Here is a 26,493-nt window from a genome sequence, read left to right on the forward strand (position 1 = left end):
GGTGGTTTGAGCTGACCGGCGGTGTCGACGAAGCGACGGAGTTCGGCCGTCCGGCGAGGCAGGGATCGCAGGGCGATCTCCAGCACTGCCACACGGCCCGGATGCTGCGGAGGGTGAGGTCGTTGGCGAAGATCAGCCGGCGGTTGGTGGTCCGTGGCGCCCCGCGTGTGCCTGTCGGTTTGTCCGCCCGGCCGACACCCGACCCATAGCCTGGCTTCATGGCCGAATCGGACGGGCAGTCGCAGAGTCTCCGCACGGTGATCGTGGCTGGTTTCGTCAACGTCGCTGTCGCTGCGGCCAAGGTGGTTGCGGGTCTGTTCTCGGGGTCGGCGGCCGTGCTGGCGGAAGCCGCGCACTCGTTCGCCGACACCACGACAGAGGTACTGCTGTTCGTGGCGCTGCGTCGGGGAGGCCGCCGCGCCGACCCCGGGCGCCCTTTCGGCTACGGTCGGGAGAGCTACATCTGGGCCCTCCTCGCCGCGGTCTTCACCTTCGTCAGCGGCGCCGGCTTCTCCATCACCCACGGCGTGCACGTCATCGCATCGGCCAGAGAGACTGGAGATTACTTCGTCTCGTACGCGGTACTGGTCGTCTCCTTCGTCCTCGAGTCGGTGTCCCTGCTACGGACGGTGCGGCAGGTACGGCGCCGGGCCAAGCGCTGGAGCATCAGCCCAGCCAGGGTCCTGCGGCGCACGCCCAACACCGCCATCAAGGCGGTGTTCCTGGAGGACAGCGCCGCCCTGATCGGCCTGGGGATGGCCGGTGCAGGCCTGGGGCTCGCCCAGCTGACCGGTGACCCGGTCTGGGATGGCATCGCATCGGTTGCCATCGGTGTACTGCTCCTCGTGGTGGCCACCATTCTGGCCCGCAACAACCTCGCTCTGCTCGTCGGCCAGTCAGCAAGGGAGCCAGTTCAGGACGAGATTCGCCGGGAATTGTCCGCCCTGCCATACGTGCGAGGCATCGTGGAGCTGCTGACCCTGCAGCTCGGTCCCGACGACATTCTCGTTGTCGCGAAGATCGACTTCGCCGACCAGGTCAGGGCGGCTGACATTGAGGACGTGGCCGACGAGGCCAGACGACGGCTCACCGCGCGCAACCCGGCGATCCGATTCGTCTTCCTCAACCCGACCGGCGCCGGCTCCTAGAAGTGGAGGTCGGCACCCTCTTCGACCTCCTGTTCCCTGGATCCGATCGAAATCGTGACGATCACCGCGATCGCCGTCGTGCGCCGCGGCGCGATCGCGAACTTCAACCGCCAGCAGTCGGCGTCACGCCGCCCGGCCAGCCCTCCCGCAGCGGCCAGCGCTATAGGGCATCGCCATGCCTGATGCTTGCGCGCGGCCGGCGCAATCATCATCGCCAAGACCAACCTGCATGAGTACGCCTCCGGCATCACCACGGTCAGCTCCCTCGGCGGTCAGACCCGCAATCCATACGACCAGACCCGCAACCCCGGTGGCTCCAGCGGTGGCACCGCAGCCGGGGTGGCCGCGAGCTTTGCTCCTATCGGCATGGGTTCGGACACCTGCGGTTCGATTCGCATCCCGGCTGCCCACAACAGCCTCGTCGGGCTGCGCCCAAGCCTCGGATTGTCCAGCCGAGACGGCATCATGCCAATGTCGGCGACCCAAGACGTCGGCGGTCCAATCGGCAAATCAGTCAAGGACATCGCGCTGGTCCTCGATGCGACGGTCGGCTATGACGTCAAAGATTCGGTGACCGCCGCCTCGATCGGCCAGACGCCACAGGGCTATACCTCGTCGCTGAACACCCAGGCGCTACGGGGCACACGGATCGGCGTCCTCACCGACGTGCTGGGCACGACCCCCGCCGAGCAGCCCGCCACCGATCTCATCCGGCAGGCGGCGGCCGACATGTCCGCGCAGGGCGCCACCGTGGTCGACATCGGCCACCAGCAGCGAATCCTCGAGCTGGTTGCCGGATCTGACGTGATCAACGACGAGTTCGAGCGCGACCTGAACCGTTACCTCGCCCAACCCGGGATCACCTTCCCAACCGGACTGGCTGAATTGGAGGGACCGCGCGACCGGGTCACCCTGGCCGACATCGTCACCTCCGGCAAGGTCACGCCAACCGTGCTCACCTCGCTGAGGGACCGGTTGGGCCGCTCGCAGCCCACCGACGCGTACCTCCTGCGGCTGCTGACCCGCACCGAGCTGCAAAACGCGCTGCGCGAACTCATCGCGAGCCTCGACCTCGACGCCGTCCTCTACCCCACCGTGATGCAGCAGGCCACGAAGATTCCGCAGAGACAGCCGGGTAGCACCTGCCCGTTGTCGGCCAACACCGGTTTCCCGGCATTGACCATGCCAGCCGGATTCACCCCCGACGGCATGCCAATCGGGGTCGAACTTCTCAGCCTGCCGTTCACCGAGCCCACCCTGCTCGCCATGGCCTACGACTACGAACCGGCCACCCAGCATCGCGAGCCGCCGTCCAGTACCCCACCCCTAGTCCACTGAGCCGAAACCAACACGCGACCGCTTACGACGCTGTTGCGGCTCGGCTCGGCTCGGCTCGGCGACCAGCGGCACGATGGCCGTAGAAGCCGCAGAGGTGACGGGCTGCGATCAAGCCAATTGCGAGTTGCTCAAACGGCGTCCCTGCGCGCGTCCCGCCTCTGCGGCGGGTCGGCGGGTGGACGGGTCGGCCGGGTTCCTGCCGATGGCGGCCAGCGACGCGGTGTCCGGTTCGACGACGAGGACCTCGGTGCCGCCGTTGCGTAGCTCATCGATGGCCGTGTCCAACGGCTTCTCGCACGGGAACAGCTCCATCCGTCCGAGAGGTGCGATAACTAGCACCTGTGACGCGCCAGCAGCAAGATCCGCGCTTGTGTTGCTGCGCGCGGCACCGTCGACGTACTGTCGTCCGCCGATTGTCACGGGTGGCCACAAGCCGGGCACCGCACAGCTGGCATGGACCGCGTCGACCAGGTTCACGCCGGAGGCGTTGTGGAAGACTTGCAGGTCCCCGCTCTTGGCATCAACCGCGACGAGCTTCAACGTCAGCCCCGTCGGCCACTCATGCGACGGCAGGCGCGACATGATCACCTCACGCCGTGCAGCCTCCGGCACCGTCTCAGCCTCGATGGCGAATTGGCCCAATACACGGCGGGTCTCCTGGAAACCGGTGACACCGTTGAATACCGCCTTGAGGTTCGCGCCGAAGTTGTCCAAATCGACGTTGCCCATGATCTCGGTCGCTTGACGTCCTCCGTGGACCTGTCGGGCGTACAACTCCTGCAGAGCGAGCTTGCTACCCAGCTGCGCCGCGACGGTCGCGCCCGCGGACGTGCCTACGATCAGGTCGACATCGGTCACATCCTGGCCGCCTTCGGCCAGCCCGTGAAGCAGCCCCGTGATCCAGGCGATCCCGGCAATGCCTCCTCCGCCCAGTACCAACGCCTTGCTCATGTCACACCCCTCCAGTCGTTGACAAGCGGGCCAAAAGCTAGACCGGCTGACGACGGACCTTCCAAGGCCGCGAGCTGATTTGTGACGAATGTCCTTGTGGTGGAGAGCTGCTCCGACCGTCCTTCTGTGCTCCGTCCGGCGCGGACGGGGGCATGCCTCCGGTCGAACACGAAAGGGTCCGGTCTGGCTGAGGGCGTGGTGTCACCGATGGGATGTGGGTGGGCCGGCAAGCAGTGCGCGGACTCCGTTCACGTACGTGGTCCGGTCCGGCGTGCCGGTCAGGAGGCGCTGCACAAGGTAGCCGGGGACCAGGCCGAAGAGGGCTGCGCCGACCGCTTCCGGGTCGGCGTCGGCGGGAAGGTCGCCTGCCAGCTGCGCTCGGCGGGCGACGGTCACGAAGTGGTCGCGGAAGCCGCGGTAGGTGGTGCCGACGAACTCGGCGAGTGCAGGATCGCGCTGCGCCTCACTCCACACCGGTACCGAGAGCGGCGGTTGGCCGTTTGGGCCGGCTTGCCCGTCAACGTAGGCCAACGCCCGGTCGAGCACCTCGACCAGGGACAGTGGCGGCTCGTGCTGGGCCAGTTCGGCGAAGACCTCTGCCGCCCCGCCTATCACCTGCTCGGCGATCGAGACGATCAAGTTGTGCTTGCTCGGAAAGTAGCGGTACACGGCACCGATCGACAGCCCGGCCTCGGCGACCACGTCGTGCATCGAGGTGTTGTGGAAGCCGTTGCGCTGGAAGCACCGCCCAGCGGCGTCCAGTATCTGCTGGCGGCGGGCGGCAAGGTGTTCGTCTGAGACACGGGGCATGTCCATCATCATAAAACGAACGTTCGTACTTGACGCTGCTCCCACCACCGACGCATGATGGGAGAGAAATAGAACGAGCGCTCGTTTTAAGCGGTGAGGATGCCGGCCTGGCTCGGTTCGTCCCGTTTGGCGGTGTGGCCAGTTCGGGGTAGGCGCTGGTGTCGGCTGCGAGGCCGCCGTGATTACTGGGCGGACTCATGCCCGAACCACCGCCGCCGGCGAGGGACAGCAGAGCGTCACCGCCGGCAGCTCTCGGGAGAAGCAACCAGGTGCCGCGTCTCCTGATGAGAAGATCCAAGCAGCAGTCGATGTCCTTGAAAAGATCCATTCAGTCACTGCGATCGAGGGGAATAAAGTGGCAACCATCCTTATTTCCGGCGCCAACAAGGGCCTGGGCTTTGAGACCGCCCGGCAACTCGTAGCTGCCGGGCACAAGGTGTACGCAGGTGCGCGCGACGCGGAGCGGGGGCGCGCGGCAGCCGACGAACTGGGCGCGACCTTCATCCAGCTCGACGTCACCGACGACGCCTCCGTGCAGGCGGCGGCCAAAAAGGTCGAGGCCGACGGAGGCCTGGACGTCCTGATCAACAACGCAGGCATTGAGCCGCGCTCGGACGACGGCGGCTTCATCCCGGTCTCCGAGGTCACCGCCGACCTGGCCCGCCGGGTGTTTGACACCAACGTGTTCGGTCAGATCCGGATGCTGCACTCGTTCCTGCCCCTGCTGGAACGCTCCGCTGCCCCGGTCGTGGTCAACGTCGGCAGCGGCGCGTCCCTGATGCGCGACCTGAGCAACCCGGACAACCCGGCGCACTTCTATCCCGACGTCACCTATCCCGCATCCAAGGCCGCGGTCAACATGCTGACCGTCCAGTACGCCAAGGCGTTCCCCGGCATGCGCATCAACGCCGTCGACCCTGGCTTCACCGCCACCGATCTCAACTTCCACGCCGGGCACCAAACCGTCGAGGAAGGCGCCGAGATCATCGTACGGATGGCCCAAATCGGCGCGGACGGTCCCACTGGCGGTTTCTTCGACGCCCGTGGCGTCATCCCCTGGTGACCGATTCGGGCGCAGGGATCGATCGTCAGCGCTGTTTGTCGAGCAGTTCGTTGAGGACGGCCGCAATGCTGATCAGCGAGAGGTGGCTGAACGCCTGCGGGAAGTTGCCGAGCTGCTCGCCACTGAGGGCCATCTCCTCCGAGTAGAGGCCGAGCGGAGTGCTGTAGGTCAGCATCTTCTCGAAGCTCAACCGGACATGGCGATCGCCTGGACGTACCAGAAGGTACACATACTAAAGGTGCCCTCCGTGCCGACCAGACCGTCCGGCGACGCGCTCGAGTCATAGCGGTACATCAGGCTGTGGTCGTAGAGGTTCAGGAGCCGACGCATCTTGGCGTCCACTGCGTCGCTGAGTGGCTTGCCCTCCGGCACCGGGTCACCATCGATGTGCATGCCGGCATCGACGGCGCAGCCGCAGAGAAGCCCTCCGCGGGGCAGGATGACATTGGGCTTGGCGCCCGTTCGCGCAGCGGGCCGTTATCGCCCGGGCAACACGCCGCAGATCGTGCAGTGGCTTGAGCCACCGCTCGGCGTGGCTACGACCAACGGAATGCACCGGGGCAGTCCGGACTGGGAGTTCGAGGTAATCCGCTCCGCGTTTGTGGCTGCGGCCGGAAGGATCGACATTGGCGTTCGGACGACGCCGATGTAATCCTTCCCTCGATTTCTACCTACAAGGGAATGCGGACGCGAGGTGCGCCGCGGTCGCTACCGCCGCGGCGCATAGGAAAAGGCAGCCCCTATAAGGCTCGGTCCATGGCACCGGTCGGGTCTTGTCGTGTGGACTGAGCCACGTTACTGGACGGCGTCGCTTCGGGCTATGCGATCCTTGTGCTGTGGAAAGCGTCTTGGTTAGCCCCATTTTCGTCGGCCGGGCAGCTGAGTTGGCGAAGTTGGCGCAGGCGGCTGAGGCCGCTGAGCGGGGCGAGGGTCAATCCGTTCTCGTGCGAGGCGAGGCGGGCGTGGGCAAGACCCGACTGGTGGAAGAATTCGTCGGCACGCTCGAACCCGGGCGTGCTGTTATCGCGCTCGGACGCTGCGTCGAAGTCGGGGGGGACGGCTTTCCCTTCGCGCCGTTCACCGCAGCCCTGCGCTCGTTGTGGCAGCAATTGCCCGACGAGGTTAATGCGGCAAGCATGGGCGAGAAGGCGCTGCTGGCCCGAATAGTGCCGGAGCTTGAGGTACCGGCGACCCCACTGCCGCATCGGGACGATGACGCTGTGCGCCTGTTCGAACTCACCACCCGGATCCTGGAGCGGCTCGCGTCCCAGCGGCTCCTGGTGTTGATCATCGAGGATCTGCACTGGGCCGACCCCTCGACTCGTCATCTCTTGGAGTATCTGGTTCGCACGCCACACGTCGGGCGGCTACTGATCGTCGCCACCTACCGATCCGACGACGTCCACCGCCGACATCCACTACGCCCTTTTCTGGCGGAGATGGGCCGGCTGCGGTCGGTATGCCGTATCGATGTCGCCCGGTTCGACCGGGTTGAAATGGCCAAGCTGCTCGACGGCCTGTTCGGTTGCCCGCCGGATCCGGCCGTCCTGAGCGAGATCTTCACCCGCTCCGACGGGAACGCCTTCTTCGCGGAGGAACTCGCTCGTCTTTACCAGGAACGCGCCGGCATGGGGCTGGACGACCTCCATCACGTCCTGTTGGCGCGCCTTGAGTCCCTACCCGATACAAGCCAGCGGATCGCGCAGGTGGCCTCGCAGAGCGGGCAGGTGATCGGTGATCGGCTGCTGCGAGCTGTGGCCGGTCTGCCCGAAGTCGAGTTGATCGACGGGCTACGGGCCATCACGCTCGCACAGATTATCGTCGTCGAGGCGAACGACAATGAATACCGATTCCGCCACTCACTGGTGCGGGAAGCGGTCAACGACAGCCTACTGCAGGGAGAACGAGCCCTGATCAATCGACAGTACGCTGAGGCGTTGGAGGCCGATTCCTCGCTTGTCCCCGCCGACGAGCTGACCGGGCGACTCGCGCAACACTGGTACGCCGCACACGAGGACGTCAAAGCACTACAGATGAGCGTCGCCGCAGCCGGCGCCGCGGGAAGTCGCTATGCCTACGCCGAGCAGCAACGGCTGTTGGAACGTGCGCTTGAGCTGTGGGGTCATGTATCAGACGAGGTGTGTCTGAGCCTGCCTGCGCTTGATCTACCAGCCGGATATCCGCCATGGGATTCGGCGCGCGTCGGGGCTGGTTCCGTTCGTCTGGACCTCATCGCCATCGCCGTCGTCGCCGCGCGACGTAGCGGAAGCCTCGATCGTGCGCTACACCTGACCCGAAACGCGCTGGAACTCCTCTCGACCGACCCCACCGCGCCACCCCTACGCGCCGCGTGGTTTTGGATCCAGCAATCGCAACTCGTCCAGGATCTGAACCGGGAGGATGGCTGGCAGGAGCTACAGACAGCCAACGACCTGCTTTGTGATCTGCCGTCGTCCGCCCTGCACGCCGCGCTCCTGGCAGACATCGCGAACTGGTACGCCCGCCACCAACCCGGGCCAGAAAGCCTCGCCGTCGCCGATCGGGCGGTGCGTTGCGCGACCGAGGTCGGCACTGAGGAAACCGAATTGAGCGCCAGGATTAGCCGATGCTGGCTGAGAGCCGAGTCGGACCTGGACGGCACCAACGTCGAGGAGCTCTACGAGGTGCGGCAACGGGCCGAGACGCTCGGAGCGGTCGACATCATGGGACGAGTAAACCAGAACCTCACCTCCACCCTGGAAGGAGCAGGGAGATCCGACGAGGCGATCACGGCGGGGTACCACGGCATAGAGGCCTGCCGGCGGCTGGGGCTCGCCGACAATGAGGCGTGGTTGCGCATCAACCTGTCGCTGTCGTTGTTCTCGCTGGGACGCTGGTCGGAGTCGGAAGCCGAACTTGACGAGGCAGCGGCGGTGGCCCGCTCGTACAAGCCACGAGGGACGATCGCCGGCCGACGCGCGTACAGTCTGCTGGTCCGGGGAGATGTCGTGCGGGCTGCTGAACAGCTGGCTCTTGCCCAACATCTCTTGGGTACCAGGGACCTCCAACCGCAACTGTCGATCGCCCTCAGCCACTACGGCATGCTGGTCGCCCGGAGGCAGAGTCGCATTGACACGGCACGGACGGAGTTCCTCCGCGCCGACGCCGAGGGCCTGACGACGGGACCGGCCCGTTACTCGCTTCCGCTCCTTGCTGCTGCCGCCTCGATGGAGGCCGATGCCCGTCACGTCTCCGCACCGGATCGCGAATCGGACAAGGTCCTAGCAGCCATCCAGCGAGCCTTGATGCAGCTCGACATCGTGATGCCGATCTCCCGCGCGTTCGAGGCCGTATTGCGGGCCGAGTTACAGCGGGCTGAAGGGTCCGACGACGCCGAGCGCTGGGCAGCTGCCGTCGCAGCCTTCGAGCACCTGAACCGGCCTTTCGAGTTCGCCGTCGCACTCCATGGCGAGGGACGAGCCTTGCTCGCAAGCCGGCAACGCGACAGGGCACTCGATCGGCTGACTCAGGCCCACAAAATCGCCCAGTCGCTGGGCGCAGCTGACCTCCTCGCCGACATCAACGCACTGACTGCCATCCCCGGGGCGACCACGGGCCCCGGCCCAGCGCCGGCAGCCGAACCGCCCACCGATGCGCTGGCGTCCTTCGGACTCACCCCGCGCGAGACCGAGGTGCTGCGACTGGTCGTACGCGGATACAGCAACCGCCGCGTCTCGGATGAGCTTTACATCTCGCACAAGACGACCAGCGCCCACGTCTCCAGCATCCTGTTCAAACTTCGTGCGTCGAGCCGGACCGAAGCAGCGGCGATAGCGCACCGGCATGGCTTTCCAGTGACGGACTGACAATCGGCGTTGGTTAAACCGCCGCTCGGCGGCCGGGTCGATCCGCCACCACCCGCCTCGGCTCGCTTATTCGGTCCCGATTCGTGGCTCGTCGCATACCTGCTGATATCCGCTGCACACGTTCGGCTGCCGCACTACTGACTACAGAATCAGAGGGGTAGCCAGGCGCAAATCTGCGGCGGTTGCGGCGCGCCCGGAGGTGGTCAGAACGACAACAGGCGGTACGTGCCCACCGTGCGGAAGCCCAAGCGTCGGTAAACCGGTTCACCGGCCACGGTCGAGGAGAGGGAGGCCGTGCGGATGCCGCGTTCGTGGGCCACGTCGAGCGCGGCCCGCGTCATTGCGGCGCCGATACCCTGTCGGCGGTACTCCGGGTGGGTGCCGACGTAGTAGAGCGTGAGCACGCCATGGCTGAGCCAGGCGACGGCCGTCCCGACAATGCGGCCATCATCGAGGCGGCCGGCCAGCCTGATCAGGGTCCCGTCGCCGACGAACGACCGCTCCCGCGCGATCGCTGCTGGCACCCCGGTCGGCGGGATACCAGACACCCGGGCGTAGGCCGTGACGAACTCGTCCACGTCGGAGGTTTCCGCGATACGCACCTGGGCCGGCGCGGGGGCATCGGATGCCTCGTCGATCGGCACTGCCATGATCGGCAGGGTGATGACGGGGGCGGCGCCGAGGGATGCCAGGGCGTCGGCTGTGCCGGCGTCGCTGTCTGGGCCGACCCACCAGATCCGCGCTACGCCATCCAGGCGGCGGCGGGCCTCCACGAGTGCGTCCGCCGGGTCGCGCCCAACGAGGCGGAGTACGCCGTTGAGCGGCGGGTGCGGCACATCGCTGCGGTAGGTCACCAGGTTGACGTCTCCGGCCTCACCGATGTTCCACCCGAGGAGATACGCGCGGTGCGCCGCGAGCAATTCGTCAATCGATTCCACCGGTTGATCTTAACCAGAATTGCCACCAGCACCCGCTGTGATCTGGGATAACTCCCGTCGGGCACCGCTACAGTCCGACGCTGACCGCCCTTGCCCTCGGTCTCATCGACCTCCATCGCCGATCCCGATCCGATCGGTTCGTTCGCCCGGTACGGGTGATAATTACTAATAGTGCATTGTTAGGTCATTGTGGCGTGTCACCCGTACGGGCATCCACGGCCACCCCGGCCTCACGGCACGGCCGAGTTCGACAGCGAGCCTAGATCTCCACTGCGTCCACAATGAAGGCCCGGCCGGCCGCGCAGGCCCGTGGTCTGCCACCGAGGTGGCCCGGCATGGCGATCGGGACACACCTCCCCGTTCGACACGGTCGCGTCGGAGCCAGTCGTGCCCAGTGAGCAAAATGAATGACGCCTATTCGGGCGGCGAGGCGATGAACTCACGGTCGTGGTAGATCAGCCGGCCACCTGCTGGACCGAGGCCCACCTCCAGCACCGAGGCGACGACGAGAGTCGTGTCACCGACCGGGACCAGGTGCAGTGGCGTACACCGCATAAAGGCGAGCGCGCTCGTCAAGAAGGGTTCGCCGGCCGGCAACTCGCTCCATCCCTGGTCAGGGGTGAAGCGCGGTCCGCCGACGCGGGCGAAGTCCCGCGCCAAGCCGACGTGCTCGGGGCCTAGCAGGTTGACGACGAAGCTCGGCGCGTCGACGATTGATCGTGCCGACGGCGAGCCCATCACCGAGAACGACAGCGCCCGAGGCTTGACCGATACCGACGCGACACTGGAGGCGGTCAGGCCAACCGGCCCGCTCGGTGTCGCTGCGGAGATCACGGCGACGCCGGTCGGGTATCGACGGAAGGCAGCCTTGAACTGGTCGACAGCCTCGATCTCGGCACTGCTGGACACCGGCTCCCTCACTTCCTGGGTCAACGCTAGGACGCTAGAACCTCAAGGCCACTTCACGTCAACCACCGTGAACTGGATCTCAGGCTCACGGAGATGCGATCCAGCCCGCCCGTTGTCTACCTCACAACTGCGGGCGGCGCGGGCTGCCCCGTCGCCGTAAGCATCGCGGGCGTGAATGATCACGGCAGCTCGCACGAGCGGGGATTCGTCTGGATACGAGCCTCGCCACCTTGTGGAAGCTGCGGACGGGTGCGCCGTGGCGTGACCTGCCGGAACGCTTCGGGCCGTGGAAGACCTGCCACGAACGGCTCCGGCGGTGGACGGCCGATGGGACATGGGACCGGGTGATGGCGCTGCTGGACGCGATCCGGGTCAACGAGCCCGGACCCGGCCGGCCCCGCAAGCGCCCCGAAGTGCTCATCGCGGACCCCTGGCAGCCAGGGGCCGACTGGCGGCTATCGGGGGTGCGCCACGCGCTGGCGCGCACCGCCCACACCGCCGATCAGATCGAGACCTCACGAATCAACTACGGGCAGGGATCCTATGGGCTGCGGTGGGCGGTTCGAGGCTCAGTCGGCAAGCGGCGCGAAGCTCCGTCGGTCAGACGGTCGCGCCGGTGGGGAGGATCTGCACGCTGCCTACGGGTAGGCCGGCGTCGGGCGTCGGCGTGACGAATCGGACAGGGAGCTTCTCACTGGTACAGGCCTCCTGGAGGTAGGCCAGTACCCGCTTGCCATCCTCGCTGTCGGGCGCCACCTGGATGGGATCGTTGTCCGCGTTGATGACCGCCGGGCAGAACCCGACGGCGGTGATGCCGCTGCGGTCGACCCGCACCACCGCGACGCCGGTCAGCCTCCCGTCTGGATGGAACGGCAACAGCGGATAGCCTTCACGTGGGCCCAATTCGTACGTGTCGCGGTATCGGTGCAGCGTCACGTCGTCCTCGGGTCGCACCTGGGGCAGGTCCACGCCGTCTTCGGCCATCCGTCGAGGTAGGTCGGGCAGGTCGAAGACGTAATGTCCCAACCCGTAGAAGATCGGGCGACCGCGGTAGAAATCTACGCCGCGCAGCATGTGCTGATGGTGCCCGAGGACGAGATCCGCGCCGGCGTCGATGGCCAGGCGCGCAATCCGGCGCTCGTGGGCACCAACGACGAATGCGCGGAACATGTCACCCCAGTGGACGCTGACTGCGACGATATCGGCGTCCCGTCGGGCCGCCTCGACGTCACGGACCAGCGCGTCGGCGTCCTCCGGCAACGTTTCCGTGCGGATCTGGGGTTGCACCGCCGGATCCCAGTAATTCGGGTCAGGCGCGACGTAGTGCGTGTGAGCGCGTACCGCCGCGAGCCCTGGAACCAGTCCGCGGGCCTCGTAGCCACGAGGGAAGACTGACGAGTAGGCGAGGAATGCGACCCGCATTCCGTCGCGCTCGACAATTGCCGGCGCGTGCGCCTCCCGATAAGTTGGCCCTGCGCCAGCAGTGCGGATGCCGAGACCGTTAAGCATCGTCCGCGCGCTGAGCATAGCCCGGTGTCCGCCGTCGACGATATGGTTGTTGGCCATCGAGAGCACGTGGAAACCAGCCTCGGCCAACCGTCGGGCGTTGACGTTCGGCGCCACGACCGGCGGCCCAGAGGTAGGCGCGCGGTCCCACTCATCGCTGAAGACACCCTCGCAGTTGCCGAATACTACATCGCCGGTACGCAGGAACTCGCCGGAAGTCCGAAATGCGCCCTGCGGATCGCCGCGATCGATGAAGACATCGCCGACGGCGAACAAGGATATGGCCATTTCTACTGCTCCACTCCTAATTGTCTGGGGTTGAACCGCCAGTGCGGCCGCAGGCGCACCCGTCGACGTTGCCGCGAGCAGTTCTCGCTAGAAACACCGCGGGAAGCGGAGGCGCATGAACGTCGCTCACACCAGGTCGCCGGGGAACCTCAATCTTGAGTACGTCTCACAGCGATCCTCCAAATAGCGAACCTGTTGCTTCCACTTCGCAAGCCGGTGGGCATGCCATCCGGCCATCGAAGGGTCGAGGGCGACCAACAGAGGGACACCGAGCACAGGATGCCAGACCAGGAATCCAGATAACACGGGGTGTTATACCGATCTTCGGCATCGCATCCCTCGCGCTGCACCCATCACATAGGTAGAAGTTCCTAACGGACGTCTCGTAACCCCGATGTCTGCCTCCTCAACGGTCATCGAAATTTCGGTGTGCAGGTGATTTCGGCAGGGCGATCCCAACGCAATCATGCCAAGCCGCAAGCCCACCCACGGGAGCGACCTGCCCGCCTCAGAGAAGGGCGCAACTACTGCCGCGCTATCCGCACTTCGAGCGGCGCCGCTCCCAACGGAAGCGGTACGGCGCAACCTTCGATGAACGGCGAGCCCACGCGCTGCGGCCGGAGTACCTGCCGTTCAAGATCTGCAGGGCGGCGAACGGGCACCGGTCTGTCGTCAACCCTGCTTGTCGAGCAGTTCGTTGAGGACGGCCGCGGTGCTGATCAGCGAGAGGTGGCTGAACGCCTGCGGGAAGTTGCCGAGCTGCTCGCCACTGAGGGCGATCTCCTCCGAGTAGAGGCCGAGCGGAGTGCTGTAGGTCAGCATCTTCTCGAAGGTCAACCGTGCCTCGTCGAGTCGACCGGACACGGCGATCGCCTGGACGTACCAGAAGGTGCACATACTGAAGGTGCCCTCCGTGCCGACCAGACCGTCCGGCGACGCGCTCGGGTTATAGCGGTACATCAGACTGTCGGAGACGAGCTCCGCTTCCATCGCCCGCAGCGTCGACTGCCACTTCGGGTGGGTTGGCGAAATGAAGCCGCCCGACGGCATCCCGATCAGCGACGCGTCCAAGACGTGAGTCTTGTAGTGCTGCACAAAGGCGCCGCGCTCTGGGTGGAAACCACGCTCCATGACCTGCTCGTGGACAGCGTCACGCTCGCTGATCCACCGGCCGAGGTTCGAGGGGTACCCACGATCTTGAGCAAGACGGACCGCTCGGTCGAAAGCGAGCCAGGACATCATCCGTCCATAGGTGAAATCCTTCCGGCCCGACCGGGTCTCCCAGATGCCGTCCTCGGGTTGGTCCCAGTGCTCGCAGAGCCAGTCCACCAGCCGCGCCGTCTTGCGCCACACTTCCTGCGGGATCTGTAGGCCGTGCCGGTCGGCGAGATCCAGCGATTTGAGCGCCTCGCCGTAGATGTCGAGCTGCAGTTGTCCCGCCGCACCGTTTCCCACCCGTACCGGCGAAGAGCCCCGATACCCCTCCAGATGATCGAGCACCTCCTCGCCGAGGTCGGGGGAACCGTCGACCCGGTACATGATCTGCAGCGGCGTGCCACGCTCGCCTGCCTCCCGGATCCGGTCGTTGAGCCAGTGCAGGTAGCGCTGAGCCTCATCCGTGAAGCCCAAGCCGAGCAGCGCGTGGACTGAGAAAGAGGCGTCCCGGACCCAGGTGTAGCGGTAGTCCCAGTTCCGCTGCCCGCCGATTTGCTCTGGCAGCCCGGCTGTGGGCGCGGCGACCAGCGCGCCGGTCGGGGCGTACGTCATCAGCTTCAATGTGATGGCCGAACGTTCGACCATCTCCCGCCACCGACCGCTGTAGCCCGAGCGGTTCAACCACCGCCGCCAATAGTCCCGGGTCTGGGCGAGCAGTTCGCAAACCTCATCGTTGGTGAGCGCGCGGGGCACGTGCGGGCACGCCGTCTCGATGACCACCCCCGTGATGTCCCCCTCGTGCAGGGTGTACGTCGCCGACACACCCTCCGCGTCCCGCCTGACGCCGCCCTGGTCGACCAGGTGTTCGGCGTTCTTGAAAGGGGTCAGGGTCAGGGTCTGGGTCTGGGTCATACTCCGGAAGATGTCGCCCTCCGGGTGCACCTCGAGCTCGTAGGGGTCCCGCCCGTAGTTGAATCGGGGCCGGCAGTCAGAGCGGAATCGCATGCTTCCCCGCACCATCCGAATTTGGCGTATCAACCGATGCTGTTCGGTGGCCCGCTCGCCGGTGATCGGCATGAAGTCCAGCACCTCCCCCACCCCGTCCGCGCTGTGGAAGCGAGTGATCAGGATCGGCGTGCCAGGCAGGTAGAGCTGTTTGCTCGCGTACTCGACGCCGTCGGGCGACAGCTGGAAGTAGCCACCGCGATGGCGGTCCAGCAGGCCGGCGAAGATACTCGGTGAGTCGAAACGGGGCGCGCAGAACCAGTCGACTATGCCGTCCTTGCTGATCAGCGCCGCGGTCTGCAGATCACCGACCAATCCGTGCGCCTCCACCGCCGGGTAGTTCTCCAAGCTCGTCTCCCGCCATTGGCCGACCGACGGTGCGGCTACCCGGGATTCGGCGGGACACACGTCTGATAACCCCCGCACAGGACGCGTTTCTCCACGAGCTTCTCTCACTGCCACCTGCGGAACAGCCCGTAGACGGCCTGCCCGGGCCTCTGGAGCCGCAGGAGGCGACTAACCGTCGTGCCGGGTCAGGCTCCAGTAGCCCAGGCTCGGCTGCATGCCAAACGCTCGGTTCGCCCGCAGGATGGGCTCATTGCCGTCATCGTTGTGCGTGGTCAGGGCGCTGGCGCCCGCACGGTACGCGTGCCACAGCGCGGCGGCCTTCAGCGCCGTGGCCACGCCCCGGCCACGCTGATCCACCGCGACCCCGGTATAGCCGGTATACCAGTCGCTCGTCGCAGCCTGGGGGTTGATGACGGTCAGCCCGCACGGCAGGGCATCGGGCACGTCGCGCAGCTCGGCCAGCAGCACAACCGCCTCGTCCGGGAACATCCGGCGGGCCTGCGCGACGTCGACCCCCTGATCCTCGCCGCCGGGCAGCGGCAGACCGGGCAGCGTACGGCTGATGCACTCGAGGATCGTGGCCTCCTCAGCATTGAAGTCGGCGATGCGGACCCGCACGCCGGCGGCGGCGGCGGTCCGGAGCGCGCGCTCGGCCACCTCGTCGCCGCGCCCGGCCAGGTCGAACCGCCAGCCCACGCTGTGGCGGGTCACCACCAGGCCATACCGCTCGGCGAAGCGTCGGCCGCCGTCAAGATCATCGCGGAGCGAGCTGATCACAACATGTTCCGGGCCGAGGCTGCGCTCCGCCCACCCCACCAGTTGCTCAGCGAGAGCGGTGCCCAGCCCTTGCCCGCGCTCCTGCGGCGCGACTGCCACCAGTGCGGAGACCGTGCCCGGCCACGCCGGCTCGGCGGTAATCTTGCCAGCGGCGATGATCACTCCCGACCGCTCGGCGACGAGAGCGTAGTGGAGCTCGCCGGCCCCCGCGCTGGCGAGCCGCTCGATCAGCCGGTGCCGCTTGTCGTCACCGGCGGCGAGCACCAGCAGGTCGGCGGCGACAGCGACGTCCGCCGGTCGCAGGGCACGGATCGTGACCGCCGCCCGGGCGGCTTGTGCTGTCATGTGACCGCAAACTACCTGGTGACGCAGGCCGACCCATCATGATCTCCACCACGTCGACCCGTGCGCCAGCCGCAGGGATACGAGCAGGTTCGCCGACGCCTTCGCGATGACTAGGGCTAGGACGGCCTTGCCGCGCAGGCGCCGAAGCCCGCGGCGGACACGGGCCGGGGCGAGTCGCTACCCAGTCGGGTGTAGACGGCCAGGACAAGGCTGGTCCAGCGGTCTGCGGCGTGTGGGTCACGGAGCCCAGCATCGCCGCGCTGACCGGTGAATGCACAACGCCAAGCTGGACGCCCCTCACATCGCCGCCGGGTCGCCTGTCGACGACCTGGCGTCCTTCGGGCTCGCCCCGCCCGAGGCCGAGGTATCGCGCCCGGTCGCGCGCGTGCAGCAACCGGCGTATCGCGCAGGGCCGGTACGTCACGCGCACGGCCGCCGGTGAGCATGTCTCGAACATTCTGGCCGCATCCAGCCGGACCGAGGCTTCGGCCGTAGCGCATCGGCACGGCCTTCCGTTCGGGCATTGACCGTACGCCGGGTGCGCGCACGGGGTATCTGCGCAAAATAGGAAGAATTCCCAATGGCACCATCTCATGGACCTGTGAGTATCGGTGGTGTCATCGATAGCGGCGCTCGGCGGCCTACGTATACGAACCGTGGCGCCTGGCGATACTGCACGCACTCCAGGCGGGACCGCCGCACGCCGGAACAACGGTCTAGGGCCAGTCTGCTCGGCGGCGTTCGGATACAGGTCCACTCCGCCAACGGTTTCAAGACGACCGACGTCGGCGGGCCATCCCAGGAGGTAATACAGATGAAGTTTCATGCGGCGCTCGCGCGCGCACTGTCCAATTACGATGTGCGGACGATGTTCGGCTTGATCGGTGACGCGAACATGTTCTTCGTCCACAGTTTCGTCGAAGGTGGCGGCACCTATCTGGGGGCGACGCACGAGGCGGGCGCCATGTTCATGGGCTTTGGCTATGCCAGCCGAACGGGTGAGTTGGGTGTGGTGACGGTCACGCACGGTCCAGCCCTCACGAACACGCTCACCGGTTTGGTCGAGGGAGTGCGCGCACGGGTGCCGATGCTGCTCATTGCTGGCGATACCGCCACTGGCAGTCGGACCAATATTCAGGATATTGCGCAGCGTGACGTGGTGCTACCTACCGGTGCGGGATTTGAGCAGGCGCGGACACCCGATAGCGCGCTGGATGATTTGGCGGTGGCCATCCGCCGCGCCGTGGTTGAACGCCGCCCCGTCGTTTTCAACATTCCGGCCGATCACATGTGGCGGGAGATCGAGTATCGCGACGTCCCGCTCGACCTACCGCAGCCGCAGCGGATCCTCCCAGACCCGGAGGCGATCCAACGTGCCGTGGAGTTGATCGCGGCGGCCCAACGGCCGGTCATGCTCGCCGGACGCGGGGCAGTCGCCTCTCGTACCCCCTTGCTGCGGTTGGCCGATCGCATCGGCGCGCCTGTGGCGACGACCCTCAAGGCAAGGGACCTATTCCGCAACGATCCATTCGATCTGGGCGTCGTCGGCGGGCTGGCGGGCCCGGTCACTCGCCAGATCATCGATTCGGCGGACCTGCTGATCAGTTTTGGGGCCAGCCTCAACGCCTACACCACGGTCAATGGTGAGCTGTTGTCCGGCCGTCGCGGACTGGTGGTTGATCGGGAAACCCGCGTGCTGACCGGCCTTGAGGGCATCATGCTGCAGGCGGACGCCGGGGCGGCGGCGGATGCGTTGGCGGACGCTCTGGAAAAGCGCTCGGTGCCGTCCAGTGGTCACCGGACGGAGGCCATGGCGCAACGATTGGCCGGGCAGAACGCTCCCCTGCGACGACCGGTGACGGCTCCGGGCACGGTCGACGTGGAGACGGCCCTGCGACGCCTGGACGACATCTTGCCGAAGCGGCGGGTGGTGGTCAGCGACGGCGGCAGGTTCATGATGGAATCGCTACGGCACATCCACCCCGGAGACCCAGCGGCGTTTGTTCTGCCACTGAATTTCGGGGCCATCGGTATGGGGATGGGCGCCGCCGTCGGAGCGGCGGCCGGTAAGCCGACCGATCCTGTAATCATGGTCTGCGGCGATGGCGGATTCATGCATGGTGGCCTAGGCGAGTTCGCCACGGCGGTCCGCGCTGGGCTCGACATCATCGTACTGGTGTGCAACGACGGTGGGTACGGCGCTGAACATGTTCAGTTTGTCGAGCGTGGCTTGGATCCCGCGATCTCACTGTTCACCTGGCCCGACTTGGCGATCGTGGCTGAGGCACTCGGCGGTGAGGGGGTAACGGTCCGGAGCATGGATGATCTCGCGAACGCCGCGAAGATCATCGCCGACCGTGACCGTCCGCTTCTGATCGACCTTCGCCTGGACGTGCACCACATGACACCGATGCCCCACTAACTACGAGAGTTCAAACAAGCCCGGGTGCAGGTCACCGGCGGCGCCGACACCCACAAGGACACCCATACGGCCGCGGTGCTCGGCGCCGCTGGTGGGCTACTCGCTACCGCCCAGCTTTCCGCGACCACGCCCGGTCACGCACGTGTGTTGGACTGGCTGGCCGGACACGGCCACGTGGCCCTGGTCGCTGTCGCGGGTATCGGCCAAGGCTGCCTGACAGGGCACTAGGAAGATTTCCCACGGTATCCGGGCGGGATCCGAGACGTTTGGGTTCCTGCCGCCGTTGACAGACGCGGAATTCTCCCGATGCCGGCCCGTTCTCGGTTCTGCGAACATCGGTAACGCGCCTTGAGCCCGGTGCCATCCGTGTGAAGAGCACCGGCAGGGTGCGCTACCCGGCCGGTTGCCGCCTGGCACCGATGGTACACATATCGATCGTCCGAGTTGGACAGAACTGGAACTTCGTCATGCCCGCGACCAAGAAGCCCGGAAATCGGCAGCAGGATTCCGGCCAGTCGACGCCCGGAGGTCTGCCCGGTGAGTCGATCGGGAGCGACGAGTTCGCCGTTGGGCGCTACGGGAAGCTGTTCAACTCCTTCAACGTCGATTCCGAGGGCAGGATCTCCGCGGCGGAGCTCGGCGTCCGCCTGCGGGAGTCTGGCATTTTGGAGTCGGATCCGCGCGCGGCCGATGTGTGGGCCGATCTGCGGCACGCTGTAGGCGACAAGGGGCAAACTTGGATCGACCTCGACGGTTTCATCGGCCTGTGCAAGAAGGGAGGCGGTGTCGTCGAGAAGTCCATCCGAGGGGACTTCGTCATCCCGGACTTCGCCGCGCTCCAGGCGGAGATCTCCACCATTTTCGAAGGGCTCCAGAGTGTCCACGGGGGCCACGTCGCCGACTACATCCCGCAGTTGGGCCGTGTTGATCCGGAGAAGTTCGGAATCGCGCTGTGCACCGTCGACGGGCAGCGTTTCGCGGTCGGCGACGCGGACAACCTGTTCTGTGTCCAGTCAGTGTGCAAGCCGATCAACTACTGTCTGACGCTCGAGGAGCACGGCGCGGACATCGTGCATCAGCACGTCGGTCGGGAGCCCAGCGGCCGCGGGTTCAACGAGTTGACGCTGAACAGCGACGGGCTGCCGCACAACCCGATGATTAACTCCGGGGCGATCATGTGCTGCTCCCTGCTGCGTCCCGCCTGGGAGATGGCCGACCGTTTCGACCACGTCGCCGAGACCTGGCGCAAGCTGGCCGGCGGCGGGGCGGTCGGCTTCAACAACGCCGTCTACCTCTCGGAACGCCGGACGGCCGACCGCAACTTCGCCCTCGGCTACTTCATGCGCGAACACCAGTCGTTTCCCACCGGCACCGACCTGATGGAGACGCTGGAGTTCTACTTCCAGTGCTGCTCAATCGAGGTCGACGCCCAGGCGCTCTCGGTCGTGGCCGCCTCGCTGGCCAACGGCGGGGTGAACCCCCTTACCGGGGAACGGATCTTCTCGGCCGACACGGTCCGCAAGTGCCTGTCGTTGATGTCGTCCTGCGGGATGTACGACTACTCCGGTGAGTTCGCTTTCGTCATTGGTCTGCCGGCCAAGAGCGGTGTGTCCGGCGGCCTCATGATCGTGGTACCCGGCGTCATGGGCATCTGCGTCTGGTCCCCCCGCCTCGACGCGATGGGGAACTCCGTGCGCGGCGTCGCCTTCTGCAAGGAGCTGGTGAACCGCTTCAACTTCCACGTCTACGACTCGTTCGCCGCCGGAGAGGTCTCGGGCAAGCGTGACCCTCGGCGCGGCAAGATCGAGGAGGAAGTGGCGTCGACCATACGGTTGCTGTGGGCGGCTAGCCAGGGCGACCTGGACTTTGTGCGGATCGCGCTCGCCACGGGCAAGGACCCGAACTCCATGGACTACGACAGACGGACCGCGCTGCACCTAGCCGCCTCGGAGGGCCACCTCGATGTGGTCCGGTACCTCCTGGACCGCGGCGCCTCCCCGATGGTGCAGGACCGCTGGGGAGGCACCCCGCTCTCCGATGCCCAACGAGGCGCAAAGGGCAGCGTCGTGACGTTGCTCGAATCGGCGGCGGCCCTCGTGGTCTAAGCGGCAGCCCACTCGTACGCGGAGCCGCAGTCTGCGGTTTCCGTTCATCCAATCACCGTTTCACGGGCCAACCTCTGGCCCACTGACAGGAGAGAAGACACGTGGCATACAAGGCTGAATACATCTGGATCGATGGCACGGAGCCGACCGCGAAGCTGCGGTCGAAGACGAAGATCATCGCTGACGGTGTGGAGCCGGGTATCTGGGGCTTCGACGGCTCCAGCACCAACCAGGCCGAGGGCCACAGCTCGGACCGGGTTCTCAAGCCGGTCGCCACCTACCCCGACCCGATCCGCGGCGGTGCGAATCTTTTGGTGATGTGTGAGGTCCTGAACATCGACGGGACGCCACACGAGTCGAACACGCGTGCCCTGCTGCGTCCGGTGGCGGAGCGGTTCGCGGCACAGCAGTCGCTGTTCGGCATCGAGCAGGAATACACGTTCTTCCAGGGCACCCGCCCGTTGGGCTTCCCCGACGGCGGATACCCCGCCCCGCAGGGCAGCTACTACTGCGGCGTCGGTGCCGACGAGATCCACGGTCGTGCCGTGGTGGAGAAGCACCTGGACAACTGCCTGGCAGCCGGGCTGTCGATCTCCGGGATCAATGCGGAGGTCATGCCGGGTCAGTGGGAGTTCCAGGTTGGTCCGCTGTCGCCGCTTGAGGTCGCCGACCAGTTGTGGATTGCGCGTTGGCTGTTGTACCGCACCGCCGAGGACTTCGGCATCACCGCGACGCTGGACCCCAAGCCGGCCAAGGGTGACTGGAACGGCGCGGGCGCGCACACCAACTTCTCGACCCAGGCAATGCGCGACGGGTACGAGGCGATCATTGAGGCCTGCGAGTCCCTCGGTCGTGACGACAAGCCGCTGGAGCACATCCGTAACTACGGCGCCGGTGTCGAGGCCCGTCTGACCGGTGCGCACGAGACCGCCCCGTGGAGCCAGTACAGCTACGGCGTGTCCAACCGTGGCGCCTCCGTGCGTATCCCCTGGCAGGTCGAGGTCGATCAGAAGGGCTACATCGAGGACCGCCGACCCAACGCCAACGTCGACCCGTACGTCGTCACCCGTCTCATGGTCGACACCTGCTGCACCGCGCTGGAAAAGGCCAACCTCGTCTGAGGACGCGCCGTCCACCACCAGAACCACCACCGAAGCCGACAAGAGCCGCCGCGACGCGGCGGCCAGCTAGATATGGAGCGCACAACAAATGCCAACAGGCTTCGACGCGGGCGACACTTCATTTGTCCTGATCAGCGCCGCGCTGGTCATGCTGATGACCCCGGGACTGGCCTTCTTCTACGGCGGCATGGTCCGGGTCAAGAGCGTGCTCAACATGCTGCTGATGAGCTTCGTCAGCTTGGGCATCGTGAGCGTGCTCTGGGTGGCCTACGGCTATTCGCTCACCTTCGGCGACGACCTGGGTGGGCACGGGATCATCGGCAACCTGGCCCAGGCCGGCATGCGCGGCGTTACGGGCACCACGTTGACCGGCAGCATTCCCGTGTTCGCCTTCGCCGCGTTCCAGCTGATGTTCGCCATCATCACGCCGGCGCTGATCAGCGGCGCGATCGCGGACCGTGCCAAGTTCGGCGCGTGGATGCTGTTCATTGCCGTCTGGGTGACGGTGGTGTACTTCCCGGTGGCCCACTGGGTGTGGCAGTCCGGGGGCTGGATCTACAAGCTCGGCGTCAAAGACTTCGCCGGCGGCACGGCGGTGCACATCAACGCCGGCATGGCCGCCCTCGGCGCGCTGCTGGTCCTGGGCAAGCGGGTCGGCTTCAAGAAGGATCCGATGCGTCCACACAGCCTGCCGTTCGTGATGCTCGGCTCAGGTCTGCTGTGGTTCGGGTGGTTCGGCTTCAACGCCGGATCGGCGCTTGCCGCCAACGGCACCGCCAGCGTCGCGTTCTTCAACACGCAGGTGGCGACCGGCGCGGCCATGATGGGCTGGCTCACGTGGGAACGTGTACGCAAGGGCAAGTTCACCTCCCTTGGTGCGGCGTCCGGTGCGGTCGCCGGGCTCGTGGCGATCACTCCGGCGTGTGCCGCGGTGAACTCCTGGGGTGCGATCGCCATCGGCGTCGTAGCCGGCCTGGTGTGTGCGTGGGCCGTCGGCCTGAAGGACCGGCTCGGCTATGACGACTCCCTCGACGTGGTGGGCGTCCACGCGGTCGGCGGACTCGTCGGTACGTTGCTCATCGGGGTCTTCGACGTCACTGACGGCCTCGTCGCGGGCGCCGGCCCCGAGCAGTTGTGGAAGCAGGCGATCGGTGCCCTCACCGTCGCCGCGTACTCCCTGGTGGTCTCGTGCCTGCTGGCGATGATCATCCAGGTGACGATCGGCTTCCGAGTTCCTCGCGAGCATGAGGTCACCGGCATCGACCAGGTCGTGCACGCGGAGAGTGCCTACGACTTCGTCGTGGCGGAGAAGAAGGAACTCGAATTCAGCGGGCCGGCCGCGCACCGGCACTACTGAACCCTTTCAGCGTGATCATGCTGGTCACGGCGGGCGAGCGTCCCCGAGACCGATGAGGGCGCGTCGTTTGTGGCGCACGCCGTTGTCCTGCCTAGGTTCTGGCTTGTTGAAGGTCAGAACTTGATGGGCGGGAGAACGGCGTGCGTTCTGCCTGGGTATGGGCTGAGGTGTTTGGGGCCGAGCAGGCGGTGGTCGAGGGCGTGGAGTTCGATGCGGTCGAGTCGGTGGTGGTGGCTCGGGTGCGGGTGCGTAGGGGGTGCGTCGCGGCGGTGTCCGCGTTGCTGGCGGCGGTGTGCTCGCGATGACGCCGGGGTTCGTCGTCGGTGACGGGCGCGGGTGTGGGCCGACACCGGCGCTGTGGTGGACCGGTTCGACGGGCTGCGCCGTATCGGTGTCGACAAGGTCAGCCATAAGAAGGGCCACCGCTATCTGACCGTGGTGGTGGATCACGCCGAATGCCGTCCGCTGCGCGGACGCGTCGCCGCTCCGCCGGGAGCCGCCGGCGGTCGTGGTGGCGGTTGGCGCTTCCCGCCCTCGACGTCCTGCTGCTGCTCGCGCGTCTACCGTGGCGGGGCGTCAAGCAGTTGATCGATGCTCATCCGAATTTGTTCCGGCGTGATGCCCTGTCTGGCGGTGAGGTGCCGGATCAAGCTCGGTGGGCAGAGGGAGAGCAGGAGGTTGGCCATGACACCGGCGTCGGCGTCGGGCCAAATCCGGCGAACCAGCATCGAGACGTGAAGGTGCCAGGCCAGGTACGGACCAGTGGTGTAGCGCGCGAGGGGTGAGGCGGCTTCTGCGGCGAGCATGACTGTCTGGTGCTCCGCGACGTGGTCGACGAGTGCATGGAGGAACGCGCGCAACCGGTCGCGGGGCGGGGCGCCGGGACCCAGCGGCATGGGGCCGCTGAGGAATGCCTGCTGAAACTGCCGCTCTCGGTGGTCGAGAAGGGCAAGGAGCAGCTGGGTCAAATCCCCGAATCGGCGATAAACCGTTCCGACGCCGATTCCGGCCAACTGTGCCACAACGTTCATTGTGACGGCCTCGGGGCCCTTTTCGGCCAACAGCTGCGCTGCCGCGTCGAGGATGCGCTGGCGATTGCGCGCGGCGTCCGAACGCTCTAGCGGCGGCTGACCTGCAAGCGCGAGCTCGGTGCCGTCCGTGTTGCGTTCGTCTCTCATGCCGCCGAGGCTACCGGATTCCTTGTCAAGCGGATGGGCATCCGGTTAGTGTCGGCGAGTACGCGGATAGCTATCCGGTTAGCAAGTCCCTCTGGGAAGGAACGATCATGAGCACCAAGGTTGCGGTCATCTACTACTCGGCGACCGGTACCGTGCACCAGCTCGCCAGGGCAGTCGCCGAAGGCGCAGAGAGGGTCGGCGCCGAAGTGCGCGTGCGACGGGTGGCGGAGCTCGCTCCGGACGCAGCCATCGATGCCAACCCGGCTTGGCGGGAGCACACCGAGGCGACCAAGGACATCGAGATCGCCAGCCTCGACGACCTGGTCTGGGCCGACGCCTACGCATTCGGCTCGCCCACCCGCTACGGCAACGTCGCAGCACAGCTGAAGCAGTTCATGGACGCCACCGGCGGGTTGTGGCAGCAGAACGTGATGGCCGACAAGGCCGCCACTGGCTTCACCAGCGCCGGCAACACCCACGGCGGTAACGAGTCGACCCTGCTGGCGCTCTACAACACACTGCACCACTGGGGATCGATCATCATCTCACCCGGATACACCGACCCCGTCGTGTTCGCGGCTGGCGGTAACCCTTACGGCACCTCCCACCCTGGCGGGGCTGGCGCGCCGGGCGAGGAGAAGCTTGACGCCGCGCGTTACCAGGGCGAACGCCTGGCGAAGTTCGCGGCCCGACTGCGGAACACGGGCAACTGATCGAGGTCAGACATCTGACGTCCGGGGCCCAGGGGTGTGGTCCACCGGCAGCGCCGGCGGACCACACCCGCAGGCCCCCGCAATGCACAGATGCCAGCCCTTACGCCGGTGAGAACCCAGATAGTTAGGACAACTTGTGATCCCAGTAAACGAACCGCTGGCCGACGCCCGTGACATGTTCGCGGTACACACCATGCTCCGCCGCGAACTCGGGTCTGCGCCCGATCTGGTGCGCGGTGTCGGCGACGGTGATCAGCAGCGCACAGCAGTGGTGGCGAGCCACGTCGACCTGATGAACGCGCTCCTCGCGCAGCACCACTCCGGCGAGGACAAGCACATCTGGCCTCGTCTGCAGGAACGGGTCCCCGAGGAGATCGCGCCGATTATCGGTGTGATGGAGGAGCAGCACGACGCCATTCACCGGTGCTATGAGCAGGTGAACGAGGCACTGGGGCTGTGGCGTGCCAACGCGTCGGCCGTGACGCGCGATGCTCTCGCGGACGCCATCGACCAACTTGTACCGATCCTCTGGGAGCACTTGGCCCTTGAGGAGGAGCGCGTCGTACCCCTCATCGGCAAGTACATCACCGCGGCCGAATATCGTCTCGTGGCTGGAGAGGGGGGTGAGGAGGTTCCTCCGGAACTGCTCCCCGTAATCTTCGGAATGCTGATGTACGAAGGCGCGCCGGATGTTATCGAGAGCATCATCGCCGAAATGCCTCCCGAGGCCCAGCCTGGGATCAAGCAATTGGCCTCCCAGGCGTACGCCGGTTATGCCGAGAAGGTTTACGGCACTTCTACGCCCCCGCGAGTGACGGCGATCTGACAACGGGCCGTCATCGACGCGATCGCGGCGCGGCCGATTCATCGCGCGTCGGCTGAGGGTCGACCGACAAACCACGACCTGGGGGCGCCGGCCGGATTATCAATGATCGAGTTCAACACAATGGGAGGGCATCGTGAGCACGACCAGCGAAGGTGAGCAGGCGGATACCGGCGAGGAGGTACTGCGGGGTGCCGGTCCCAAGTACTACGAGCAGGGTCGGGAGTTCGTCCGCGACCAGCGGTACATCGCCACTCGGATCACCGAGGACGGGCGCGACGGGTACCCGGTGGAGCCGGGCCGGTACCGGCTGGCGGTCAGTCGGGCCTGCCCGTGGGCCAACCGTCT

The 26,493-nt window shown here is 66.4% G+C and carries 20 protein-coding genes and 4 pseudogenes; 15 read left to right on the forward strand and 9 right to left on the reverse strand.

Features of this window, described 5'->3' with window-relative positions; genetic code table 11:
• Window positions 1–218 precede the first annotated feature (218 nt).
• From AB0F61_RS27760 to AB0F61_RS27770, 3 genes are read left to right on the forward strand one after another with little or no spacing between them, the layout of a single operon-like run.
• The gene (locus tag AB0F61_RS27760; RefSeq protein WP_357815334.1) at window positions 219–1,148 is read left to right on the forward strand and encodes a cation diffusion facilitator family transporter; all 930 of its coding nucleotides are present in this window, start codon (window positions 219–221) and stop codon (window positions 1,146–1,148) included.
• A gap of 54 nt (window positions 1,149–1,202) precedes the next feature.
• The gene (locus tag AB0F61_RS27765) at window positions 1,203–1,331 is read left to right on the forward strand and encodes a hypothetical protein (RefSeq protein WP_357815336.1); all 129 of its coding nucleotides are present in this window, start codon (window positions 1,203–1,205) and stop codon (window positions 1,329–1,331) included.
• Window positions 1,332–1,334: 3 nt separating this feature from the next.
• Window positions 1,335–2,486, forward strand: a complete 1,152-nt coding sequence (locus AB0F61_RS27770) for an amidase (RefSeq protein WP_357815339.1) — start codon at window positions 1,335–1,337, stop codon at window positions 2,484–2,486.
• Between the two features lie 108 nt (window positions 2,487–2,594).
• Here the strand turns inward: AB0F61_RS27770 and AB0F61_RS27775 are convergent, their stop codons facing one another.
• Window positions 2,595–3,437, reverse strand: a complete 843-nt coding sequence (locus AB0F61_RS27775; protein ID WP_357815342.1) for a patatin-like phospholipase family protein — start codon at window positions 3,435–3,437, stop codon at window positions 2,595–2,597.
• Between the two features lie 201 nt (window positions 3,438–3,638).
• A complete protein-coding gene (locus tag AB0F61_RS27780; protein ID WP_357815344.1) occupies window positions 3,639–4,247 on the reverse strand; it encodes a TetR/AcrR family transcriptional regulator in 609 nt (202 codons plus the stop codon).
• A 355-nt stretch (window positions 4,248–4,602) separates the two neighbouring features.
• Here AB0F61_RS27780 and AB0F61_RS27785 point away from each other — a divergent pair, with 355 nt between their 5' ends.
• Window positions 4,603–5,310: an SDR family NAD(P)-dependent oxidoreductase gene (locus tag AB0F61_RS27785; protein WP_357815382.1), complete on the forward strand. Its 708-nt coding sequence runs from the start codon at window positions 4,603–4,605 to the stop codon at window positions 5,308–5,310.
• 25 nt (window positions 5,311–5,335) lie between these two features.
• On the opposite strand, the pseudogene AB0F61_RS27790 reads toward AB0F61_RS27785, so the two are convergent.
• Window positions 5,336–5,610, reverse strand: a pseudogene (locus AB0F61_RS27790) (glycoside hydrolase family 15 protein); the annotation flags it as partial.
• Window positions 5,611–6,146: 536 nt separating this feature from the next.
• Here AB0F61_RS27790 and AB0F61_RS27795 point away from each other — a divergent pair.
• Window positions 6,147–9,155, forward strand: coding sequence for an AAA family ATPase (locus AB0F61_RS27795; protein WP_357815347.1), 3,009 nt, complete (start codon window positions 6,147–6,149; stop codon window positions 9,153–9,155).
• A gap of 203 nt (window positions 9,156–9,358) precedes the next feature.
• Here AB0F61_RS27795 and AB0F61_RS27800 read toward each other — a convergent pair whose 3' ends face one another.
• Together AB0F61_RS27800 and AB0F61_RS27805 are read right to left on the reverse strand one after the other, a co-directional pair.
• Window positions 9,359–10,093, reverse strand: coding sequence for a GNAT family N-acetyltransferase (locus AB0F61_RS27800; protein ID WP_357815350.1), 735 nt, complete (start codon window positions 10,091–10,093; stop codon window positions 9,359–9,361).
• Between the two features lie 414 nt (window positions 10,094–10,507).
• On the reverse strand, window positions 10,508–11,026 hold the full coding sequence (locus AB0F61_RS27805) for a flavin reductase family protein (RefSeq protein ID WP_357815353.1): 519 nt from the start codon (window positions 11,024–11,026) through the stop codon (window positions 10,508–10,510).
• A 206-nt stretch (window positions 11,027–11,232) separates the two neighbouring features.
• Between AB0F61_RS27805 and AB0F61_RS27810 the strand changes: the two are divergent.
• Window positions 11,233–11,430 (forward strand): annotated as a pseudogene (locus AB0F61_RS27810) (transposase); the annotation flags it as partial.
• Window positions 11,431–11,602: 172 nt separating this feature from the next.
• On the opposite strand, the gene AB0F61_RS27815 reads toward AB0F61_RS27810, so the two are convergent.
• The 3 genes from AB0F61_RS27815 to AB0F61_RS27825 form a co-directional block, all read right to left on the reverse strand.
• Window positions 11,603–12,796, reverse strand: a complete 1,194-nt coding sequence (locus AB0F61_RS27815) for a CapA family protein (protein WP_357815355.1) — start codon at window positions 12,794–12,796, stop codon at window positions 11,603–11,605.
• Window positions 12,797–13,468: 672 nt separating this feature from the next.
• Window positions 13,469–15,304, reverse strand: coding sequence for a glycoside hydrolase family 15 protein (locus AB0F61_RS27820; protein WP_357815357.1), 1,836 nt, complete (start codon window positions 15,302–15,304; stop codon window positions 13,469–13,471).
• 168 nt (window positions 15,305–15,472) lie between these two features.
• A complete protein-coding gene (locus AB0F61_RS27825; protein WP_357815359.1) occupies window positions 15,473–16,426 on the reverse strand; it encodes a GNAT family N-acetyltransferase in 954 nt (317 codons plus the stop codon).
• Window positions 16,427–17,240: 814 nt separating this feature from the next.
• On the opposite strand from AB0F61_RS27825, the gene AB0F61_RS27830 reads away from it, so the two are divergent.
• The 6 genes and pseudogenes from AB0F61_RS27830 to AB0F61_RS27855 form a co-directional block, all read left to right on the forward strand.
• Window positions 17,241–18,848: a thiamine pyrophosphate-dependent enzyme gene (locus AB0F61_RS27830; RefSeq protein ID WP_357815362.1), complete on the forward strand. Its 1,608-nt coding sequence runs from the start codon at window positions 17,241–17,243 to the stop codon at window positions 18,846–18,848.
• 467 nt (window positions 18,849–19,315) lie between these two features.
• A complete protein-coding gene (gene glsA / locus AB0F61_RS27835) occupies window positions 19,316–20,953 on the forward strand; it encodes a glutaminase A (protein WP_357815364.1) in 1,638 nt (545 codons plus the stop codon).
• A 101-nt stretch (window positions 20,954–21,054) separates the two neighbouring features.
• Window positions 21,055–22,074, forward strand: coding sequence for a glutamine synthetase (gene glnII, locus AB0F61_RS27840; RefSeq protein WP_357815367.1), 1,020 nt, complete (start codon window positions 21,055–21,057; stop codon window positions 22,072–22,074).
• Window positions 22,075–22,162: 88 nt separating this feature from the next.
• Window positions 22,163–23,431 carry an ammonium transporter gene (locus tag AB0F61_RS27845; RefSeq protein WP_357815369.1) on the forward strand — a complete coding sequence of 423 codons (1,269 nt, stop codon included), beginning with the start codon at window positions 22,163–22,165 and terminating at the stop codon, window positions 23,429–23,431.
• 140 nt (window positions 23,432–23,571) lie between these two features.
• Window positions 23,572–23,736 (forward strand): hypothetical protein, encoded by a 165-nt coding sequence (locus AB0F61_RS27850; RefSeq protein ID WP_357815372.1) that lies wholly within the window; start codon window positions 23,572–23,574, stop codon window positions 23,734–23,736.
• A 28-nt stretch (window positions 23,737–23,764) separates the two neighbouring features.
• Window positions 23,765–23,939 (forward strand): annotated as a pseudogene (locus AB0F61_RS27855) (ISL3 family transposase); the annotation flags it as partial.
• A 52-nt stretch (window positions 23,940–23,991) separates the two neighbouring features.
• Here the strand turns inward: AB0F61_RS27855 and AB0F61_RS27860 are convergent.
• Complete coding sequence (locus tag AB0F61_RS27860; protein WP_357815375.1) at window positions 23,992–24,609, reverse strand: helix-turn-helix domain-containing protein; 618 nt, start codon at window positions 24,607–24,609, stop codon at window positions 23,992–23,994.
• Between the two features lie 107 nt (window positions 24,610–24,716).
• Between AB0F61_RS27860 and wrbA the strand changes: the two genes are divergently transcribed.
• The 3 genes and pseudogenes from wrbA to AB0F61_RS27875 form a co-directional block, all read left to right on the forward strand.
• Window positions 24,717–25,322 (forward strand): NAD(P)H:quinone oxidoreductase, encoded by a 606-nt coding sequence (gene wrbA, locus AB0F61_RS27865; RefSeq protein ID WP_357815377.1) that lies wholly within the window; start codon window positions 24,717–24,719, stop codon window positions 25,320–25,322.
• A gap of 136 nt (window positions 25,323–25,458) precedes the next feature.
• The gene (locus AB0F61_RS27870) at window positions 25,459–26,148 is read left to right on the forward strand and encodes a hemerythrin domain-containing protein (RefSeq protein WP_357815379.1); all 690 of its coding nucleotides are present in this window, start codon (window positions 25,459–25,461) and stop codon (window positions 26,146–26,148) included.
• A 133-nt stretch (window positions 26,149–26,281) separates the two neighbouring features.
• A pseudogene (locus AB0F61_RS27875) lies at window positions 26,282–26,493 on the forward strand (glutathione S-transferase family protein); the annotation flags it as partial.

The organism is Micromonospora sp. NPDC023888, from assembly GCF_040639415.1.
Lineage (GTDB): Bacteria > Actinomycetota > Actinomycetes > Mycobacteriales > Micromonosporaceae > Micromonospora.

Bases quoted from the DNA above. Each gene is read 5' to 3' on its own strand.
- AB0F61_RS27775 (WP_357815342.1), bottom strand. From the start codon at position 3,437: ATGAGCAAGGCGTTGGTACTGGGCGGAGGAGGCATTGCCGGGATCGCC.
- AB0F61_RS27825 (WP_357815359.1), bottom strand. From the start codon at position 16,426: ATGACAGCACAAGCCGCCCGGGCGGCGGTCACGATCCGTGCCCTGCGA.
- wrbA (WP_357815377.1), top strand. From the start codon at position 24,717: ATGAGCACCAAGGTTGCGGTCATCTACTACTCGGCGACCGGTACCGTG.
- AB0F61_RS27845 (WP_357815369.1), top strand. From the start codon at position 22,163: ATGCCAACAGGCTTCGACGCGGGCGACACTTCATTTGTCCTGATCAGC.
- AB0F61_RS27830 (WP_357815362.1), top strand. From the start codon at position 17,241: ATGAAGTTTCATGCGGCGCTCGCGCGCGCACTGTCCAATTACGATGTG.
- AB0F61_RS27815 (WP_357815355.1), bottom strand. From the start codon at position 12,796: ATGGCCATATCCTTGTTCGCCGTCGGCGATGTCTTCATCGATCGCGGC.
- AB0F61_RS27860 (WP_357815375.1), bottom strand. From the start codon at position 24,609: ATGAGAGACGAACGCAACACGGACGGCACCGAGCTCGCGCTTGCAGGT.
- AB0F61_RS27780 (WP_357815344.1), bottom strand. From the start codon at position 4,247: ATGCCCCGTGTCTCAGACGAACACCTTGCCGCCCGCCGCCAGCAGATA.
- glsA (WP_357815364.1), top strand. From the start codon at position 19,316: ATGCCCGCGACCAAGAAGCCCGGAAATCGGCAGCAGGATTCCGGCCAG.
- AB0F61_RS27760 (WP_357815334.1), top strand. From the start codon at position 219: ATGGCCGAATCGGACGGGCAGTCGCAGAGTCTCCGCACGGTGATCGTG.